Origin of the sequence: Thiocystis violascens DSM 198 (genome assembly GCF_000227745.2) — a bacterium.
Taxonomy (GTDB): Bacteria; Pseudomonadota; Gammaproteobacteria; order Chromatiales; family Chromatiaceae; genus Chromatium; species Chromatium violascens.
This window is the reverse complement of sequence record NC_018012.1, coordinates 1242340-1260474: the sequence shown is the minus strand read 5'-3', so window position 1 is coordinate 1260474 and position 18135 is coordinate 1242340. Positions and strand designations below refer to the sequence as shown.

General features: G+C 62.8%; 17 protein-coding genes. 10 read left to right on the top strand and 7 right to left on the bottom strand.

Annotated features, from left to right (window positions below; genetic code table 11):
* Positions 1-5: 5 nt before the first annotated feature.
* Entirely contained in the window at positions 6-791 is a 786-nt protein-coding gene (locus THIVI_RS05680) for a DUF4198 domain-containing protein (RefSeq protein ID WP_014777679.1), read from the bottom strand.
* Between the two features lie 260 nt (positions 792-1051).
* Between THIVI_RS05680 and THIVI_RS05675 the strand changes: the two genes are divergently transcribed.
* A complete protein-coding gene (locus tag THIVI_RS05675) occupies positions 1052-2257 on the top strand; it encodes an ammonium transporter (RefSeq protein WP_014777678.1) in 1206 nt (401 codons plus the stop codon).
* Positions 2258-2332: 75 nt separating this feature from the next.
* Here the strand turns inward: THIVI_RS05675 and THIVI_RS05670 are convergent, their stop codons facing one another.
* The 5 genes from THIVI_RS05670 to exbB all read right to left on the bottom strand — a co-directional run bounded on the left by THIVI_RS05670 (position 2333) and on the right by exbB (position 5347).
* Positions 2333-2635 carry a TusE/DsrC/DsvC family sulfur relay protein gene (locus THIVI_RS05670; protein ID WP_014777677.1) on the bottom strand — a complete coding sequence of 101 codons (303 nt, stop codon included), beginning with the start codon at positions 2633-2635 and terminating at the stop codon, positions 2333-2335.
* A gap of 94 nt (positions 2636-2729) precedes the next feature.
* Entirely contained in the window at positions 2730-3500 is a 771-nt protein-coding gene (locus THIVI_RS05665) for a DUF3050 domain-containing protein (protein ID WP_014777676.1), read from the bottom strand.
* 79 nt (positions 3501-3579) lie between these two features.
* Positions 3580-4554, bottom strand: coding sequence for an energy transducer TonB (locus THIVI_RS05660; RefSeq protein ID WP_014777675.1), 975 nt, complete (start codon positions 4552-4554; stop codon positions 3580-3582).
* Entirely contained in the window at positions 4551-4916 is a 366-nt protein-coding gene (locus THIVI_RS05655) for a biopolymer transporter ExbD (protein ID WP_245537383.1), read from the bottom strand. Before THIVI_RS05655 ends, THIVI_RS05660 begins: the two co-directional genes overlap by 4 nt.
* 5 nt (positions 4917-4921) lie before the next feature.
* Positions 4922-5347 (bottom strand): TonB-system energizer ExbB, encoded by a 426-nt coding sequence (exbB, locus tag THIVI_RS05650; RefSeq protein ID WP_014777673.1) that lies wholly within the window; start codon positions 5345-5347, stop codon positions 4922-4924.
* A 138-nt stretch (positions 5348-5485) separates the two neighbouring features.
* Here exbB and THIVI_RS05645 point away from each other — a divergent pair, with 138 nt between their 5' ends.
* The 5 genes from THIVI_RS05645 (at position 5486) to THIVI_RS05625 (ending at position 13579) form a co-directional block, all read left to right on the top strand.
* Entirely contained in the window at positions 5486-7621 is a 2136-nt protein-coding gene (locus THIVI_RS05645; protein ID WP_014777672.1) for an HAD-IIB family hydrolase, read from the top strand.
* Positions 7618-8493: an HAD-IIB family hydrolase gene (locus tag THIVI_RS05640; protein WP_014777671.1), complete on the top strand. Its 876-nt coding sequence runs from the start codon at positions 7618-7620 to the stop codon at positions 8491-8493. Before THIVI_RS05645 ends, THIVI_RS05640 begins: the two co-directional genes overlap by 4 nt.
* 166 nt (positions 8494-8659) lie before the next feature.
* Positions 8660-9547 carry a PfkB family carbohydrate kinase gene (locus THIVI_RS05635; protein WP_014777670.1) on the top strand — a complete coding sequence of 296 codons (888 nt, stop codon included), beginning with the start codon at positions 8660-8662 and terminating at the stop codon, positions 9545-9547.
* A 76-nt stretch (positions 9548-9623) separates the two neighbouring features.
* On the top strand, positions 9624-11597 hold the full coding sequence (locus THIVI_RS05630) for an amylosucrase (protein WP_014777669.1): 1974 nt from the start codon (positions 9624-9626) through the stop codon (positions 11595-11597).
* A 347-nt stretch (positions 11598-11944) separates the two neighbouring features.
* The gene (locus THIVI_RS05625; RefSeq protein ID WP_014777668.1) at positions 11945-13579 is read left to right on the top strand and encodes a methyl-accepting chemotaxis protein; all 1635 of its coding nucleotides are present in this window, start codon (positions 11945-11947) and stop codon (positions 13577-13579) included.
* Between the two features lie 34 nt (positions 13580-13613).
* Here THIVI_RS05625 and THIVI_RS05620 read toward each other — a convergent pair whose 3' ends face one another.
* Positions 13614-14360 (bottom strand): hypothetical protein, encoded by a 747-nt coding sequence (locus tag THIVI_RS05620; RefSeq protein WP_041447331.1) that lies wholly within the window; start codon positions 14358-14360, stop codon positions 13614-13616.
* A gap of 210 nt (positions 14361-14570) precedes the next feature.
* On the opposite strand from THIVI_RS05620, the gene THIVI_RS05615 reads away from it, so the two are divergent.
* The 4 genes from THIVI_RS05615 to THIVI_RS05600 are packed head-to-tail and all read left to right on the top strand — an operon-like array spanning position 14571 to position 18006.
* Positions 14571-15452 (top strand): PHP domain-containing protein, encoded by an 882-nt coding sequence (locus THIVI_RS05615; RefSeq protein WP_014777666.1) that lies wholly within the window; start codon positions 14571-14573, stop codon positions 15450-15452.
* 27 nt (positions 15453-15479) lie between these two features.
* Positions 15480-16103: an L-threonylcarbamoyladenylate synthase gene (locus THIVI_RS05610; protein ID WP_014777665.1), complete on the top strand. Its 624-nt coding sequence runs from the start codon at positions 15480-15482 to the stop codon at positions 16101-16103.
* Entirely contained in the window at positions 16103-16774 is a 672-nt protein-coding gene (locus THIVI_RS05605; RefSeq protein ID WP_014777664.1) for a site-2 protease family protein, read from the top strand. Before THIVI_RS05610 ends, THIVI_RS05605 begins: the two co-directional genes overlap by 1 nt.
* Positions 16775-16788: 14 nt before the next feature.
* The gene (locus tag THIVI_RS05600) at positions 16789-18006 is read left to right on the top strand and encodes a tryptophan--tRNA ligase (RefSeq protein ID WP_014777663.1); all 1218 of its coding nucleotides are present in this window, start codon (positions 16789-16791) and stop codon (positions 18004-18006) included.
* The last annotated feature ends 129 nt before the right edge of the window (positions 18007-18135 follow it).

Below are 18135 nucleotides of genomic sequence, written 5' to 3'. Positions count from 1 at the left end.
CTGCCCTAGTTCATATCCCGCGCGCGCACCCAGATCAAGGCGCCGGCCTCGACCGGAACCTCCTTGCCCTCCGGGTTCTTCATCGGTGTTTCGCCTTCCAGCAAGGCCGCGAAGCCCCACCAGCCGGCGCGCGGCATGGCGTAGTGAAAGACCCCATTGCTGTCCGCTTTCACGACCTGAGTGATGAAAGCGTCCGCAGGCGGCGTGACCGAGCCGTCGTTGCGCCATTCCACCTCGATCTCGGCGAACGGGACTGGCTGGCCAGACTGCTTGACGATGCCGCTGAACAGGTTGCCGGTCCAAAGCCCATAGGGGCGCGTGAGCGGCACGATCTCGACCGGCAGTCCGACCTCGGCATCCCAGCCTTCCCCGGCCCCGAAGGCGTCGACGACGACTTTGGTGTAGTGGACGATCATGACCCCTTCGGCCGGCTCCCAATAGGGCGCGGGTTCGACGAAGAAGACATGGTCGCCGGGTTGTTTGACGCGATACTCGGCTGCGTAAGCCTGTTTGCCCTCGACCTCGCGGGCGGTCAGGCTTGCCAGCAAATCCTCCTGTCCGGCGGGACCGAGGACGCCGAACCGCGCCGGCTTGCCCATGTCCATCGCCGGGCCGCGTTCCATCGGATGGGTGAACTGGAGTTGGAGCACAACCGGATTGCCGCTCTTGATCGTGACGATCTCGACGGCGGGGATGAGTTCCTGGAAATGGGCTGGCGCGCTCGCGGAGATGGCGAGGGCAGTCGCCCCGGTCAGGGTGACGAGCAGGCGTGTCAAGATCGGTCGAGTCATGGCGGATCGTCGATCACCGGCAGGAAGTGTGATCGAATTTTCATTTGTAACACCATCGATGTCAACTCGTCCCGAAAGGCGTGCATGCGAAGTCATCCAATGCAATCTGGCGCTTTTGAGGTGCGTTTTTTCCGGTTCCGCACTGAATTCGATCATCCGGATTTCTGTGTTGCCCATATTTCTCGCGGGGATCGACTGTCTTGCTGTTGGCCTGATCCATGCTTAAAGCCTCGTTCAAAATCCTAAAAACGAGATGACAGATGGAATCATTGCAGGCAGGTACCGACGTTCTCTTTATCCTGATCGGCGCCGTGATGGTGTTGGCCATGCACGCGGGGTTTGCGTTCCTGGAGCTTGGCACGGTCCGGGCCAAGAATCAGGTGAACGCCCTGTCGAAAATCATGAGCGACTTCGCGATCTCCACCATCGCCTATTTCTTCATCGGCTACAGTTTGGCCTATGGGGTCGACTTCTTTACTGGCGCCGAGGCGCTTCAGGAAAAAAACGGCTACGCACTGGTCAAGTTCTTCTTTCTGCTCACGTTCGCTGCGGCGATCCCGGCCATCGTCTCGGGCGGCATCGCCGAGCGCGCGCGTTTTTATCCGCAGTTATTCGCCTCCTTCCTAATCGTCGGTCTGCTCTATCCCTTTTTCGAGGGCATGGTCTGGAACGGCAACCTGGGGATGCAGACCTTCATCGAGGCCACCTTCGGCGCGCCCTTTCATGACTTCGCCGGCTCCGTGGTGGTGCATGCGGTCGGCGGCTGGATCGCGCTCGCGGCCGTGTTGCTGCTCGGTTCGCGTACTGGGCGTTATCGTCACGATGGCGGCATGACCGCCCATCCGCCATCCTCGATTCCCTTCCTGTCGCTGGGCGCCTGGACCCTGACGGTCGGCTGGTTCGGGTTCAATGTCATGTCGGCGCAGACGGTGGAGGCGGTGAGCGGTCTGGTCGCGGTCAACTCATTGATGGCGATGGTCGGCGGCATCCTGGCGGCCTTGGTCGTGGGCAGGAACGACCCTGGATTTCTGCATAACGGACCGCTGGCCGGTCTGGTCGCGGTGTGCGCCGGCTCCGATCTCATGCACCCATTGGGTGCGTTGGTGACGGGTGGGGTCGCTGGCGCGCTCTTTGTTTATGCCTTCACCCTGACCCAGAACAAATGGAAGATCGACGACGTGCTCGGAGTCTGGCCGCTGCACGGACTCTGCGGGCTTTGGGGTGGGATCGCCGCCGGGATCTTCGGGCTTCAGGCGCTGGGCGGGGTAGGGGGCGTGACTCTGACCGCGCAGTTGGCGGGAACCCTGATCGGCGTGCTGGTGGCCTTTGCCGGAGGTTTCGCGATCTATGGTCTGATCAAGCTGGCGGTCGGGGTACGTTTGACCGAGGAGCAGGAATATCTCGGCGCGGATCTCAGCATCCACAAAATCACGGCGCAGCCCGACTACAATCGCGGCGAGGTGTGACAGCAGGCGGAGACTCGCACCATACCCGGCACGAGGGCGGGAGACGCCCTCGCTATCCAATCTGAGTGTCGTCTGTCAGACGCAACCAGTCGGTTTCGGCAGACCGCCCCATTTGCAGATGAGCTTCATCGGCCCCTTCTTGAAGATGTCGTAGAGATCCTTGGTCGAGACCTTCTGTTTTTTCGCGAAGATTCGGATGGGCGGCACCACGCCATCCTCCTCGAACATGGCGCGGGCCTCGCGGATGAAGGACATGACCTGTTCGGTCATCTCGAAATCGTCGGTCCGGGCCAGTTCGACGGCGATCTCCTCGCTCCAGTCGTCGCGGTTGAGCAGAAATCCTTCGTTGTCGAGCGGAACGCTGACGGTGGCGGTCATGATGGAGTCCTCGTTGTCTGGATAATTGATAATTTTGGTTGGTTTATGCAACGTGGAGACGAGGAATCGCGAATCAACCCGCGCCGGGCGCGATTCAACCCGCCCGAATCGCCTCCAACACGCCGTCCCAGAAGCGGATCCGCGCGCAGAGCGCCTCCTGCGCGGCCGTTTCGGCCTCCGCGATGCGCTCGGGATCGTCGCCGCAGAGGGTTTCGAGCAGCTTGAACGACAGCGGGCCGTGAAAATCCTCGTCCAGATGGATGTGCCGGTTCAGGTAATAGTGGAAGGCGGGCGCCTGAGTCTCGCTGATTTGCATGTGTTGGAGGAATTTGCGGAACATCGCCGGAATCAGATTTTCGCGGCCGAGCGCCAGGGCGGCAGCGACCTCATGCGGCTTATCCTCGCGGATGAAGCAGAAGGTCGTCTCTGAGAAATAGCGCGCGGGGAGGGGCACGGTCGGCGAGTAGAGCGCCTGGTCGACGCCCTGTTCCTCGACCAGCTTGAGGAAACGCCAGGGCATCTCGCCGTCGGCGCCGATCTCGGTCATGGCCTGACAGTAGGACTCGAAATGGCTGGCATAGCCGACTTGACCGCCGTCGAGCGGAAGAGTGTCGGATTCCTCCTCCAGCACCAGTTGGTTGATGAAGTAGCGCAGGCTGGGGTCGCCTTGCGGGATCCAGGGCACCTGGACCGGGGCGATGGACCGTTGCAGATACTTGATCAGCGACATGAAGTCCCAGACCGAAAAGACATGGTGGTGCATGAAGATTTGCAGATCCTCGACGCGCTGGATGGCGCCGTAGATCGCATGTCCGTCGAGTTGCTCGCGCAGGGGTTGCAGATGGTCCAGGTTCAGTGATGCCATGGTTCTCGTCCTCGTGATTCAGTCTTTCAGCGAATGCTGAACCAATGATATACCCAACGATGGTTCAAGGGATTGCGGGTTATTTCAGGTCGAAACGGATCGGTACCCGCAGCGGCCAGGATGAACGGCCAAGCGAGGTTGGGATCGGCTTGAAACGCCCGAGTCGGCGCAGTGCGTCCAGTGCGGCACGGTCGAGTGCCGACTGTCCGGAGCCTTTGGCAAGACGGATCTGGTCGATGCGGCCATCCGGCCGGATCACGAAGGCGACCGTCGCGATACCGGTCTGCTGACGGCGCCGGGCCTCCATCGGATAGTTCTGATGGCGCTTGATGGCCTGTTGCAGGGCGCTCAGATACTCCTGTTCCGACCGATCCCTGACCGCCGAGGCGCTTTCACCCCCCGATCCGGACGGCTGTGTCGCCTTTCTCGTGCCGGATGCCGCTCCGGCGTCGGGGCGCGGGTTGCGCGATGTGCCTGATGGCGCGGCGGCGGTCGTCGGTGCCGTTTTTTGGGCCGTTGCCGAGGGTTTCACGGTCGGTTTAGACTTGGTCTTAGGCTTCGATTTGGCGACTGACGCGGGCTTTGGCTTGGGTTTGACCGATGTCTGGGGGGGTGACGGAGCCTTCGTCTTCGGTTCGAGTCTGGCGGTTTTCGCGGCTATCCGCCCGTCTGGCGCGGGCGGTTGGACGGGGAGCGGAGGGATTGCAGGCTCGGGCGCGCTCCTGACCTCCGGTCCCACAACCGATAGCGGGCGGTCATCCTGGTTGATTGCCGGCTCCGGCTCCGGCTCCGGCTCGCGGGGCTGTTCCTGAAGGGGGGCCGGAGTGGGCGCCGCAAGCGCCGTTTCCGGCACGGGCATCGCCATCGGGCCAGTCGACTCGCTCGCTTCGCCAGCGCCAAACAGCGCGAGATCGAGACTCACGACACGCTCCGCCGACGCGGTCGACGCCGGCGCATCGACCCGCAGCAGGGCGGCGGCGATGGCCGCATGCATGAAAGCCGAGAACAGCAGCCCGAGCCAGACGCAGCGCAGACAGCCCCTAACATCCTTCATGATTTGCGTGTGAGGATGGTCAGTCGATCGAGTTGGCGGGCCTTGAGCTGATCGACCACGGCAACGAAGCGGTCGAAACGGGTTGCGGCGTCGACCCGTAGCACGATCGGGGTGGCGCGGTCCAGGGCCGCGAGTCGGGCGCCCAACGCCTCGATCGGGAGTGGTTCGGTATCGAGAAAGAGTTCGCCCTCCGCATCGATGGCGATCTCGACGGCGGCGGGGATGTCCGACCCGGTCTGGCTCGCCGACTCCGGCAGGCGGATCTCCAGTCGCCCCTCGCCGATGAAGGTCGCCGTGGTCAGGACGATCGCGAGCAGCACCAGCATGATGTCGATGAAAGGGATCACATTGATCTGATCCATGCGCTTCATCCGCGCCGTTCCTTGCGCCAGCGGGCCTTGAGCACGTCCGTGCGCCGCAACAGCGCGTTATAGAAGACCAGCGAGGGGATGGCCACCACCAGACCGAGCGCGGTGGCCTTGAGCGCCAGGGCCAGTCCCAGCATCATGGTGCCAGTCTCGATGGCGCCCGCCTGCCCGATGTCATGGAAGGCGAGCAGGATTCCGAGGACCGTTCCGAGCAGGCCCACATAGGGTGCATTGGCGCCGATGGTGGCGATCGCGGTCAGATGGCGGGTCAGCACCAGGTCGAGATCTTCGGCATCCTCGAAGGCGCTCAGATCCACCCGCGCGAAGTAGAGATAGCGTTCGATCACAAACGCCACCATCATGAAGCTCATGAATCCCAGCAGACCCATGACGCCCAGATCCAGATTGGCCTTCAAAAACTCCACGCTCGGAACTCCTCGTCTGACCTCGGTGCCTAGCATTGTATCGGGATGCGTGGGCATTGTCGGGGGCTTTGGGTTGCTGACTCCACGCGAGGACGCACAACCGACTCGCCCACCTGCGAAACACCAGAGGTCGATTCCATGTACATCCTTCTGCTCAGTCTTCACGGCCTGATTCGTGGCCATGATTTAGAACTCGGACGCGACGCGGACACCGGCGGACAGACCAAATATGTCGTCGATCTCGCCCGTGCGCTCGGCGAACGCGCCGATGTGACGCAGGTCGATCTGGTCACCCGTCGCGTCGTCGACGCGGCCGTCAGCGCGGATTATGGCGTGCCGCTCGAACCCCTGAGCGAAAAATCCCGCATCGTCCGCATCGAGGCCGGCCCCGAGGGCTATATCGTCAAGGAGCAGCTTTGGGACCATCTCGACGGCTTGATGGATAATCTGGCCGCCTGGCTTCAGGAACAGGGACACTGGCCGGATGTCATTCACAGTCATTACGCCGATGCCGGATACGTGGGCGCGAAACTGGCCAGTCTCATCGGCGTGCCGCTGGTGCATACCGGCCATTCGCTGGGGCGCGACAAACGCCAGCGTTTGCTGGCGGCCGGACTCGATGGCGAACAGATCGACGCGCGTTACCACATGCTGCGCCGCATCGACGCCGAGGAAACCGTGCTGGCCAGCGCGGACCTGGTGATCACCAGCACCCATAACGAGATCGAGGGGCAATACGCGCTCTATGACTATTATCAGCCCGAGCGGATGGTCGTCATCCCGCCCGGCACCGATCTGAAGCAGTTTCATCCGCCCGCGCCCAAGGATCCGCCGATCGCCTTTGGCGCGCGGGTCAAGCGCTTTCTCGACGCCCCCGACAAACCCTTGATCCTGGCGCTGTCGCGCGCCGATCATCGGAAAAACATCGTGACGCTGATCGAGGCGTATGGCGAATCGCCCGAACTCCAGGCGCTGGCGAACCTCTTGATCGTCGCCGGCAACCGCGACGATATTCGCGAGTTGGACGAAGGTGCCCGCGAGGTGCTGACCGAGATTCTGCTCACGGTCGATGCTTATGACCTCTATGGCAAGGTCGCCGCGCCGAAACATCACAGTGCCGACGAGGTGCCCGAGATCTATCGTTTGGTGGCCCGTTCCAAGGGCGTCTTCATCAACCCCGCGCTGACCGAACCCTTCGGTCTGACGCTGCTGGAGGCCGCCGCCACCGGTCTGCCGCTGGTCGCCACTGAAAACGGCGGGCCGGTGGACATCGTCGGCAACTGCAAGAATGGTTTGCTAGTCGATCCGCTGGACCGCGCGGCCATCGCCGCCGCTCTGCTCGACATCCTGAGCGATCCCGAACGTTGGCAAACCTTCTCGCGCAATGGCCTGGCGGGGGTACGCGAACGTTACTCCTGGCAGGCCCATGCGGAGCTTTACCGCCAGCGCATCGCCCCGCTCGCCAAGCGTGCCGTGCCCATTCCCGATACGCCGCCGGCGCGCCGGCGTCTCATTTATCGCGATCGCGCGCTCTTCACCGATCTGGATCAGAGTCTGCTGGGCAATGCCGAGGGCGTCGAGCGCTTCGTCACCATGATGCGCGACAATAAGCGTTGCGCGAATTTCGGCATCGTGACCGGGCGGCGTCTCGATTCGCTGTTGACCGAACTCAAGAAACATCGTATCCCGGTGCCGGATATCCTCATCACAAGTCTCGGCACCGACATTCATTACACCGGGCATCTGATCCCGGACGACTACTGGAAGGATCATGTCGACCATCTCTGGAAGCCCCAGGCGGTGCGCCGCGCCCTTGAGCGGATCTCGGGGCTGACGCCGCAGCGCAAGGTCGAGCAGAGCCGTTTCAAGATTTCCTATCACTATGATCCCACGGTCGCGCCCACGGTGGAGGAACTGGCGACTCTGTTGCGCACCCAGGAGCAAAGCGTCAATGTCGTGCATTCCTTCGGGCAATTCCTCGACATCGTCCCGATCCGCGCCAGCAAGGGTCAGGCACTGCGCTATGTCGCGCATCGGCTGGGAATTCCGCTCGAACACATCCTGGTCGCGGGCGGATCCGGGGCGGATGAGGATATGATGCGCGGCAACACCCTGGCGGTGGTCGTGGCGAACCGTCATTGCGAGGAACTGTCCCAACTGGGCGAGCACGAGAACATTTACTTTGCCCAACAGGCGCATGCGCTGGGGATTCTGGAAGCCGTCGAACATTACGACTTCTTCGGTTCCTGCCGCGTTCCGCAGGTGTCGGGATGAACGACGCGATGCCCATCAGGCTGCTGCTCTGCACCGATCTTGACCGCACCCTGATTCCGAACGGGCGCGAGCCCGAGTCGCCCGAGGCGCGTCCCCGTTTCCGCCGTCTGGTCGCTCGGGACGGGGTGACCCTGGCCTATGTCACGGGGCGACATCGGGCGTTGGTCGAACAAGCGATCGCCGACTACGCGCTGCCCTGGCCCGCGTATGTGATCGGTGATGTGGGTTCAAGTATTCAGGCCGTGACGGTCGACGCGGAGGGCACGGCAGTCTGGAGCCCGCTGCCGGGCTGGAGCGACGAACTGGCGCAAACCTGGCCGGGCGCGGCGGCACTGCAAGCCTTGTTCGCCGATCTGACGGAACTGCGATTACAGGAAGCCGAAAAACAGGCTCCTTTCAAGCTCAGCTACGATGTCCCACTCGATCTGAACGTCGACGATCTGCTCGCGCGGCTGCGGAAACGTCTTGAAGCGGCCGGAATGCGCGCCAACCTGATCTGGAGCATCGACGAAACCGCCGCCGTCGGACTGCTCGACCTGCTGCCCGAACAGGCCAACAAATATCATGCCGTGACCTTCCTGATGTGCGCGCTCGGCTGCGACGAAAACGCGACGCTCTTCGCTGGCGACAGCGGTAACGACCTGGAGGTGCTGACGAGTCCGATTCCCTCGGTCCTGGTCGCCAACGCCCATGCCGATGTCCGCGATCGGGCACGCCGCGGCGCTGCCGAACGTGGTCTGAGCGAGCGTCTGTATTGCGCCAAAGGCGACTGGTCGGGGATGAATGGCCACTACAGCGCCGGCATTCTGGAGGGCGTGGCCCATTTTCGACCGGATCTGCTGACGTTCGTCGAGCCTGAGTCCGGGCGTTGAATCAATTCGACGTTCGCCCGCAGGAACGCGCCAGCGAGAGCGGAAAAGGAACGCTTGCCGGGTCTGCTCAAGCAGGCGGGTATCGATCCCGAGGGCCGTTCTTGAGCGCGTATTAGCGAAGCGCTCAAGCCTTCGTTGCCGGATTTCATGTGGAGAAACGCAAACCATGCATCTTTCCCCGATCTGTATCTTCGGAGAAGTCCTCTTCGATCGGTTTCCCGATGGTCATCGGGTTCTGGGCGGGGCGCCCTTCAATGTCGCCTGGCATCTGCATGCCTTCGGCGCATCCGTGCGTCTGATCAGCGCGGTGGGCGACGACCCGGATGGCGCGGCGGTGCGCGCCGCCATGCGCGACTGGGGGATGAATGTCGCCGATCTGCAGACCGACCCCGACCACGCCACCGGCGAGGTCACGGTGTCTCTGACCGACGGCGAGCCCGCCTATGACATCGTCCCCGACCGTGCCTATGACTCGATTCGGTCTCTCGCCGCGGGCGCGGGCTGCGGTCTGCTCTATCACGGCACCCTGGCCTTGCGTCAGCCGGTCTCGGCGGCGACCCTGCAAGCGCTCAAGGCGGAGGGGCCGGACCGCGTGTTTCTGGATGTCAATCTGCGCGCGCCCTGGTGGTCGCGCGACGCGACCCTGGGTCTGGTCACCGACGCGGACTGGGTGAAACTCAATCGCGACGAACTGGCCTGGCTGGAAGACTCAGGTCCAACATCGCCGGATCTGGCGACGCGCGCCCGTGCCTTTCTCGAACGCCACGACCTCGCCGGTCTGATCGTGACCCTGGGCGGCGATGGCGCGCTCGGCCTGACCGCCGATGGCACGACGGCTCAGGTCGCTCCCGCGCCCGCGACCGAGGTGGTGGACACGGTCGGCGCGGGCGATGCCTTCGCCGCAGTGCTGATCCTGGGTATCCTCGACGGCTGGCCGCTGGCAACCACCCTGGAGCGCGCCCAGTCGTTCGCCTCGCGGATCGTCGGCCAGCGCGGCGCGACCCGTGCCGATGCCGGGCTCTATGTGCCTTTCATCGGGCAGTGGGGGTTGTAAGCCAATGGGGCTTTGCCAACGTTTCAGGTAAGACCGCAATCCTGTCAATCCCGTCTATTTTTCAACCGGAATCAGCATGTACGAACAGGTCTCTCACGCCCTGCTGAACGATATCCTCGACGAATTCGCCTATGACCTTTCGTGCCAGGATCTGCGTCATTTTTATACCCGGCTGGGCGCCAACTTTTACGCCATTCATTCGCTGTTTCATCATCTTTACGGTCATCGCGAGGACTTCAAGCAACAGGCGACCCATCTCACCGAGCGTCTCGCCCGCGCCTATCTCGATCGCCCGGCGGCGCTCCAACAGCTCGATATGGCGCGCGAGGAGGATTACAACTGGTTTCTGAGTCAGGAATGGGTTGGCATGGCGCTCTACTCGGACGGCTTCGCCGGCAATCTCCAGGGACTGACGCAGCGGCTGCCCTATCTGCAGGATCTCGGCGTGAACCTGGTCCATGTCATGCCCATCCTCAAATGCCCGCTGGGCGCGAGCGATGGCGGCTATGCGGTGAGCGATTTTCGCGATATCGACCCACGCGCCGGGCGTGTCGAGGACGTGGTCGCGCTGGCCGAATCGATGCGCAAGCGCGGCATGCTGCTGACCCTGGATGTCGTGGTCAACCACACCTCGAACGAACACGAATGGGCACAGCGGGCGCGCGCCGGCGATGCCGAGTATCAGAAGTTCTATTACATCTTCCCGAACCGCGACGTGCCCGACATGTTCGAGGAGACCCTGCCCGAAATCTTTCCCGAGACCTCGCCCGGCAATTTCACCTGGGATCCGGTCATGGGCAAATGGGTCATGACGGTCTTCAACGACTATCAATGGGATCTCAATTATTCCAATCCGGCGGTCTTCATCGAGATGCTCGATATCGTCCTGTTCTGGGCCAATCAAGGCGCCGATATCGTGCGCCTGGACGCCGTGGCCTTTCTCTGGAAAAAGATCGGCACGACCAGCCAGAACGAGCGCGAGGCCCATCTCATCCTGCAACTCATGAAGGACTGCTGTCAGGTGGTCGCGCCCGGCGTGCTCTTCATCGCCGAGGCCATCGTCGCGCCCTCCGAGATCATCAAATATTTCGGCGAGGACGCCATCATCGCCAAGGAATGCGAGATCGCCTATAACGCCACCTTCATGGCGCTGCTGTGGGACGCGGTGGCGACCAAGAATGCCAAACTGCTCAATCAGGGCGTCAAAAACCTGCCCAACAAGCTCGACCGCGCCACCTGGCTCAATTACATCCGCTGCCATGACGACATCGGTCTCGGCTTCGACGATGCCGACATTCGCGCCTGCGACTATGACCCCTATGCGCACCGCCGCTTTCTGGTGGACTGGTTCACCGGCGCGTTCGAGGGCTCGCCCAGTCGCGGACGTCCGTTCGGCGTCAATCCCAAGACCGGCGACGCCCGCATTTCCGGGGCGCTTGCCTCGTTGGCCGGACTCGAAACCGCCCTGGAGTCGGGCGATCCCGAGGCCATCGACCACGCCGTCAATCTGATCCTAACCCTGCACGGGATGATCATGTCCTTCGGCGGCATCCCCTTGATCTGGTATGGCGACGAAATCGGAACCCTCAACGACAACTCCTTTCTGGAGGATGTCAACAAGGCCAGCGACAGTCGTTGGGTCCATCGTCCGCGCATCGATTGGAACCGCGCCGAACGCCGCAACGAGCATGGGACGGTCGAGCAACGCCTGTTCGACGGTCTCAAGCGCATGATCGCGGTGCGTAAGACCACACCTGCCTTCGCCGATTTCAACAACCGCGAACTGCTCGACGTGGCCAATCCGCATCTGTTCGTCCTGTTGCGCACCCATCCGACCATGCCGACCGACAGCGTGCTGGTGGTCGCCAACGTCGATGTTCAGTCCCAGTATCTGGATCTGAAGGATCTCGGTAACCGCGGACTCTTTCGCTTCGGGCAGGTCAAGGATCTGCTGACCGGCGAGTCGCCGGCACTGTTCAATACGCGCGTGGTGATTCCGCCGCTGCGTTTTTACTGGTTGACCGATCAGCGTCCGGGCGCTTTGCTCTAACGAAAATATGTAGAGATATTTGGCGCCGCGGAAAACGCGCTCGGTCACGGTGGCGCGGCGCGGACGGGATTCGTCGTACACCGAATCAGCAGATCGTCCGGGCGGATCAGCACCTCTGAGTCCAAGACCATGATCATGCTCCCCGGCTCCCCGTCCCAGTTGACATACGCGCCGCGTCCGTTCTTATTCAGCCAGAAGATTGAGTGTGATCCGCGCGATGGGGATGGTTTACGATGTCGCGCCACCTCGTCACAGGAGAACGGCCCAGCCGCTTTCATCCTGATGGCACAATGCAGGCCGTCGTCACGAGCGGTTTCGGCCGTTGTTGAGTTTTTGGTGAAATACCCATGAAGTTGATCGATCACGCAAAAATTAGAACGAAACTCGCGATGCTGGCACTGGTTCCAAGTGTCGTCATGCTCCTGATCGGGTTACTGGCCGCGGATCTTTTACGACAGATCAATGAGGGGGTCGACCGCATCTATCTGGATCGAGTGGTGCCGTTGCAGGATCTGAAGACCATCGCCGACGATTATGCGGTCTTCGTCATCGATGCGGTCAACAAGGCCAACGCCGGCCGCTTTACCGCCGAACAGGCGTTGCAAGGCGTCGACCAGGCGCAAGGGCGGATTCGCGAGCGGTGGAATCGCTATCTCCAGACGCAACTCACGGCGGAAGAGCAGCGTCTGGTCGACGAAGCGCGGCAGCGTTTTGTCCAGGCCGATGCCGTGATCGACAGGTTGGTGGAGCGTCTGCAAGGGATGCGGGGCGAGGTCGCCAATCGCTTGGCGGATTTCGACGGTCCTTTATACGATCAAATCGACCCCATCAGTCAAACGATCGCCGCGCTGGTGGACTTGCAGTTGGAGGTCGCCGGCCAGGAGCGGGAGAACGCCCATGGCCTCTATACAGCCTCCCGGCGGGCTTTTGCCGGTCTGTCCGTCACCGCCGTGCTGTTCGTGGGCATCCTGGGATGGCTTTATTACCGCTCGATCACCCGGCAACTCGGCAGTCTCCGACGTGCCATGACGCATATTCTCGAACAATCGGATCTCGCCACCGGCGCGACTCTGGATACGCCCAATGAGATCGGTGACATCGCGCGCGAGTTCGACAAAATGGTTGACCGACTGCGGGAACTGGTCGAACGCATCGGCGGGTCCGCCATCACGCTGTCCGTGGCGACCGGGCAGATGTCGGAGAATCTGATGGCGGCCCGTGGCGTGGCTCAACGGCAATCCATGGAAACCGAGCAGGTCGCCACGGCCATGCAGGAAATGACCGCGTCGGCCGAGGAGTTGGCCCGCAACACCGCGTCCGCGGCCGACTCCGCGCGGCAGGCCAAGACACTGGCCGATCAAGGTCGGGGAGCGGTCGTCGAGACGATCGGCGCCATGTCCGCCTTGGCCGGGGAAATCGCCGCCATCGCGGAAACGATCCACGCGCTGGAACAGGACACGCTCGGCATCGGTCAGGTTCTGGAGGCGATTCAGGGCGTGGCCCGGCAGACCAACCTGTTGGCGCTCAATGCCGCCATCGAGGCCGCGCGGGCGGGCGAACAGGGGCGCGGCTTCGCGGTCGTCGCCGATGAAGTGCGCACGCTGGCGCGGCGCACCCAGGATTTAGCCCGCGAGATCGAGACGATGGTGGCGCGTTTGCAGCAGCGTTCGCGCCAGGCGGGCGGGGAGATGGGCAACAGTCGCCAGAGTGCCCAAACTTCCATGGAAACGGCCGGCCAGGCTGGCCAGGCGCTGGAGGCGATCACGACGGCCGTTGACGGGATCTCCGCGACCATGGCCCAACTCGCCAGCGCCGCCGAGGAACAGACCGCGGTGGCCAATGAAATCAACCAGGGGATCGTGGCGATCAGCGATGCCACCCATCAAGGAAGCGCGGGGATGACCCAATTGGAGGCGGCCGGTCGGCAACTGATGCGACTTGCCAGCGAGTTGAAGGATCAGGCCGGGAGATTCCAGACCTAGCTTGAAGCCAAACGCTGGCAGGGCCGGGTTTGGATCAATGCAACCGCTGCCCCGTGCACCAGCGATCGAAATAACGCTGCATGACCTCGCGCACCTGAGCCGGGTAATTCCGCGCTTCCATCTGACCGATACCCTCCCGGAAAAAATCCGGCGCGTCTTCTGGCAGATGCTCAACGACGTCGGCAAAGGCCTCTTCCATCAGCGCGGGCTGGTGGCTGCGGGTGGCGACAATGGCGCGGTTGAGCAGCAGGACGCGCCAGGGTCGCGCGGGGTTTGTCGTTTCCGATTCCAGCGCGCGTTCGAGGCCGATGCCGTCGATGATTTCCCGCATGAGCCCGAAAAGCTCCACGAGTTGATCGGGTTCGCGAAGGCTGTTGGCCAGTTCGGCGGTAGCATTGATAACGGGTTCCGGATGCGACAGCTCGCCGCCGCGGCGAAGCAGCCAGCAGCAGAACGGGAGCGTGAGTCGCTCAAGGGCGCGCGCCTGCGGCGGCAGGTTCAGACGTCTGGCCAACTCGGCGAGTTGGATGAGCAGAGCGATCCCATGATCGAGGAGAACCGCGGGCTCCGAGCCGGTGGCGTCGCGGAGTGCGCGGGCGGATTCCTCCAGCGTATCCTGTTCGGCGGCGCGGATGAGGTCGAACAGGCGTTCGAGCCCGATCAGGATCACTCGTGGATTCGGCTCGATGGGCGTTTCCGATTCATCGAAGGCGCGCAGAATCTCGTCGCCAGATTCGACGAGCTGGTCCGCGATGTAGGACATATCGATGGGTGGCAGCATGGCGAGCAAGCATCTCTTGATACAAAACAACGGCGTGATCGCGAACGAGCTTAAACCGCGTCCAGCGTGCAATGCATCCTTGTAAGCGGCCTTCGCCTTGCGCTGACTCTCGACGATCGGCGGGACGCGAACTGAAAGCATAGCAACTCGATGGATCTCCGTCTTGCCGATGCGCTCACGCGGTCTCGCGCCTTCGGTTAAACTAGCGCGATGAACTCCAAGCATGATTTGCACACTCACTCGACCGCGTCCGACGGCACCCTGACGCCTGACGCGCTGGTGCGCCGCGCCGCGGCCGCTGGCGTGACCGTGATGGCGCTCACCGATCACGATACGACCGAGGGCGTGGCGGAGGCCGATGCGGCCGCCCGTGACCTGGGGATCGCCTTGATTCCAGGGGCCGAGATTTCGGTGACCTGGGGTGCGCGCACCGTGCATGTCGTGGGTTTGAATCTCGACATCGAGAACCCGTTGCTTCAGGCCGGGCTCGCTGGTTTGATGGAGTTTCGCGCCTGGCGGGCCGAGGAAATCGGGCGCCGGCTGGCGAAGCATGGCATCGATCAGGCGTATGAGGGAGCGCGTGCGCTTTCCAACGGAATCCTGATCGGCCGCACGCATTTCGCCCGTTTTCTGGTGGGTCAGCGGTTGGCCGCCGACAACGCCGAGGTCTTCAAGCGTTTTCTCGTCAGCGGCAAACCGGGCCATGTCGCCGGACAATGGGCGACCCTGGAGGCAGCGGTCGGCTGGATTCGCGCGGCCGGCGGTCAGGCGGTGATCGCCCATCCGGCCCGCTACGGACTGACGCGCACCCGGATACAGCGTCTGCTCGGCGAATTTCGCGAACTCGGCGGCGCGGCGGTCGAGGTGGTGACCGGCAGTCACAGCCGGGATGACGCCTTTACCTTCGCGCGCCATGCGCGCGAACAACGTCTGCTCGCATCCAAGGGGTCGGATTTTCATGGGCCGGAAAATCCCTGGCTCGAACTCGGTCGTCTGCCGCCGCTGCCGGAGGGTTGCATCCCGATCTGGCACGATTGGCCCGACCTGGAGAGCCACTGTGCACCGCCCCTGGCCGCGCTTGGCGTCGCCTGATTGGAGTCGAGAGGATAAGGAATCGACATGGCGCAATTCTTTCAAATTCATCCGGAAAACCCACAGGCGCGGCTGGTGCGCCGGGCGGTCGAGATTCTGCTGGAAGGCGGCGTGGTGGTCTATCCGACCGATTCGTCCTATGCCTTGGGCTGTCAGATCGGCGAGAAATCGGCCATGGAGCGTATCCGCCGCCTCCGTCGGCTGGATGACAAGCACAATTTCACCCTGGTCTGCCGCGATCTTTCCGAGATCACCACCTATGCCCGCATCGACAATCAGGCGTTCCGGTTGCTGAAAACCTTGACGCCCGGCCCTTACACCTTCATTCACGAGGCCACCAAGCAAGTGCCGCGACGCCTGCTGCACCCCAAGCGCAAGGCGATCGGCATCCGGGTGCCCGATCATGAAATCTGTCGCGCGCTGCTGACCGAACTCAATCAACCCATCCTGAGCACCACGCTGATTCTGCCGGATGACGATCAACCGCTGACGGATCCCTATGAAATGCGCGAACTGCTCGACAAGCATGTCGACCTGGTGATCGACGGCGGTTTCTGCGGCCTGGAGCCGACCACCGTGGTGGACATGACCGCCGACCCCCCGGCGCTGGTCCGACTTGGCAAGGGCGACGCGACCCTCTTCGAGGAATAATGGAAACGCTTAATCAGATGCAACTTCTGGCCGTGTTGGCCATCCCGGTCATTTTCGCGATCACCGTGCACGAGGCCGCCCACGGCTGGGTCGCGAATCGGCTCGGCGACAAGACCGCCTCCATGCTCGGGCGCGTGACCTTCAATCCCATCCGGCATATCGATCCGGTCGGGACTATCCTGGTGCCCTCGCTGACCTTTCTGTTCACCGGAATGCTGTTCGGCTGGGCCAAGCCGGTGCCGGTCAACTGGCGCAATCTGCGTCATCCCCGGCGCGACATGGCGCTGGTGGCAGTGGCCGGGCCGGGCGCCAACCTCTTCATGGCGCTGCTCTGGGGTTTGATGATTCAACTGGGCCTGCTGCTCATGCCGACCAGTCAATGGGTTGCGCTGCCGCTGATTTACATGGGCGCCGCGGGCATTCTGATCAACGTCTTTCTCATGGTCCTGAATCTGGTGCCACTGTTGCCCCTGGATGGCGGACGGGTGTTGAATTCGCTCCTGCCGCCACGCCTTGCCGTCTATTTTTCCCGGCTGGAGCCCTTTGGGCTTGTCATCCTGCTGGCGCTGCTGGCCACTGGATTGCTCGGTTCCATTCTGTTTCCGCTCGTGATCGGCGTCGTCGATCTCCTGCCTGGCGCCGGCGCCGTGAAAACACTCTTCCATTTCTGACGCGAGGTTCCCCCTTGGCTTCTGCCTCCGCACAACACGCGCGCGTGCTTTCGGGCATGCGTCCCACGGGCCGGCTGCATCTCGGCCACTATCATGGTGTCCTGAAAAACTGGCTGGAGTTGCAGCACGAGTACGAGTGCTTCTTCTTCGTCGCCGACTGGCACGCGCTCACCACCCATTACGAGGATCCCTCGATCATCCCGGAGAGCACCCGTGAGTTGGTGATCGACTGGCTGGCCGCTGGGATCAATCCGGGCTCGGCGACCATCTTCGTCCAGTCGCGGGTACCCGAGCATGCCGAACTGCATCTGCTGCTCTCCATGATTACCCCGCTGGGCTGGCTGGAACGGGTGCCGACCTACAAGGATCAGCAGGAACGGCTCAAGGAACGCGATCTGGCGACCTACGGGTTTCTGGGCTATCCGCTGCTCCAGAGCGCCGACATCCTCGTCTACAAGGCCGGACAGGTGCCGGTGGGCGAGGATCAGGTCGCCCATGTCGAATTGACCCGCGAGGTCGCGCGTCGCTTCAATCATCTCTACGGACGCGAGCCGGGCTTCGAGGACAAGGCCGAGGAGGCCAAGCGCAAGATGGGCAAGAAGAACGCCAAGCTCTTCGACAGTCTCAAGCGCCGCTATCAGGAACAGGGCGATCAGGAGGCGTTGGAGGTCGCCCGCGCGCTGGTCGAGGGGCAGGGCAATATCACGCTCTCCGACCGCGAGCGTCTGCTCGGCTATCTGGAGGGCGGCGGTCGCGTCATCCTGCCCGAGCCGCAGCCGCTGCTCACCAAGGCGTCCAAAATGCCGGGGCTGGACGGGCAGAAGATGTCCAAGTCCTACCGCAACACCATCTCGTTGCGGGACACGCCCGCCGAGGTGGAAAAAGCGCTGCGGACCATGCCGACCGATCCCGCCCGCGTGCGCCGCACCGATCCCGGCGAGCCGGAAAAGTGTCCGGTGTGGCAGTTCCACCAGGTCTACTCCAACGAGCAGGTGCGCGATTGGGTCCAGCAGGGTTGCCGTTCGGCGGGGATCGGCTGTCTCGAATGCAAGCAGCCCATCGTCGACGGCGTGCTCGCCGAGTTGATGCCGATTCAGGCGCGCGCGCTGGAATACGAGGCTCAGCCCGAACTGGTGCGAAGCGTCCTCAACGAAGGCTGCGAGAAGGCGCGCGACGTCGCGCGCGAGACGCTCGAAGAGGTACGGCACGCCATGTCGCTGGTCATGGCCTGATCCTGCGATCGCCAACCATGGGAACGCCGACATGTTGTCGGCTATTCATGCGGAATGCCGACGGATGCCCCACACTCATTCAGAGAACGCCGAATCAGAAAACGCTGACAGAATGTCAGCCTCGCTACT

Excerpts from the sequence above, each read along its gene's own strand:
- THIVI_RS05625 (WP_014777668.1), top strand. The coding sequence starts at position 11,945 with ATGAAGTTGATCGATCACGCAAAAATTAGAACGAAACTCGCGATGCTG.
- THIVI_RS05655 (WP_245537383.1), bottom strand. The coding sequence starts at position 4,916 with ATGGATCAGATCAATGTGATCCCTTTCATCGACATCATGCTGGTGCTG.
- THIVI_RS05615 (WP_014777666.1), top strand. The coding sequence starts at position 14,571 with ATGAACTCCAAGCATGATTTGCACACTCACTCGACCGCGTCCGACGGC.
- THIVI_RS05680 (WP_014777679.1), bottom strand. The coding sequence starts at position 791 with ATGACTCGACCGATCTTGACACGCCTGCTCGTCACCCTGACCGGGGCG.
- THIVI_RS05630 (WP_014777669.1), top strand. The coding sequence starts at position 9,624 with ATGTACGAACAGGTCTCTCACGCCCTGCTGAACGATATCCTCGACGAA.
- THIVI_RS05665 (WP_014777676.1), bottom strand. The coding sequence starts at position 3,500 with ATGGCATCACTGAACCTGGACCATCTGCAACCCCTGCGCGAGCAACTC.
- THIVI_RS05670 (WP_014777677.1), bottom strand. The coding sequence starts at position 2,635 with ATGACCGCCACCGTCAGCGTTCCGCTCGACAACGAAGGATTTCTGCTC.
- THIVI_RS05605 (WP_014777664.1), top strand. The coding sequence starts at position 16,103 with ATGGAAACGCTTAATCAGATGCAACTTCTGGCCGTGTTGGCCATCCCG.
- THIVI_RS05635 (WP_014777670.1), top strand. The coding sequence starts at position 8,660 with ATGCATCTTTCCCCGATCTGTATCTTCGGAGAAGTCCTCTTCGATCGG.
- THIVI_RS05640 (WP_014777671.1), top strand. The coding sequence starts at position 7,618 with ATGAACGACGCGATGCCCATCAGGCTGCTGCTCTGCACCGATCTTGAC.
- THIVI_RS05620 (WP_041447331.1), bottom strand. The coding sequence starts at position 14,360 with ATGCTGCCACCCATCGATATGTCCTACATCGCGGACCAGCTCGTCGAA.
- THIVI_RS05675 (WP_014777678.1), top strand. The coding sequence starts at position 1,052 with ATGGAATCATTGCAGGCAGGTACCGACGTTCTCTTTATCCTGATCGGC.
- THIVI_RS05610 (WP_014777665.1), top strand. The coding sequence starts at position 15,480 with ATGGCGCAATTCTTTCAAATTCATCCGGAAAACCCACAGGCGCGGCTG.
- THIVI_RS05660 (WP_014777675.1), bottom strand. The coding sequence starts at position 4,554 with ATGAAGGATGTTAGGGGCTGTCTGCGCTGCGTCTGGCTCGGGCTGCTG.
- THIVI_RS05645 (WP_014777672.1), top strand. The coding sequence starts at position 5,486 with ATGTACATCCTTCTGCTCAGTCTTCACGGCCTGATTCGTGGCCATGAT.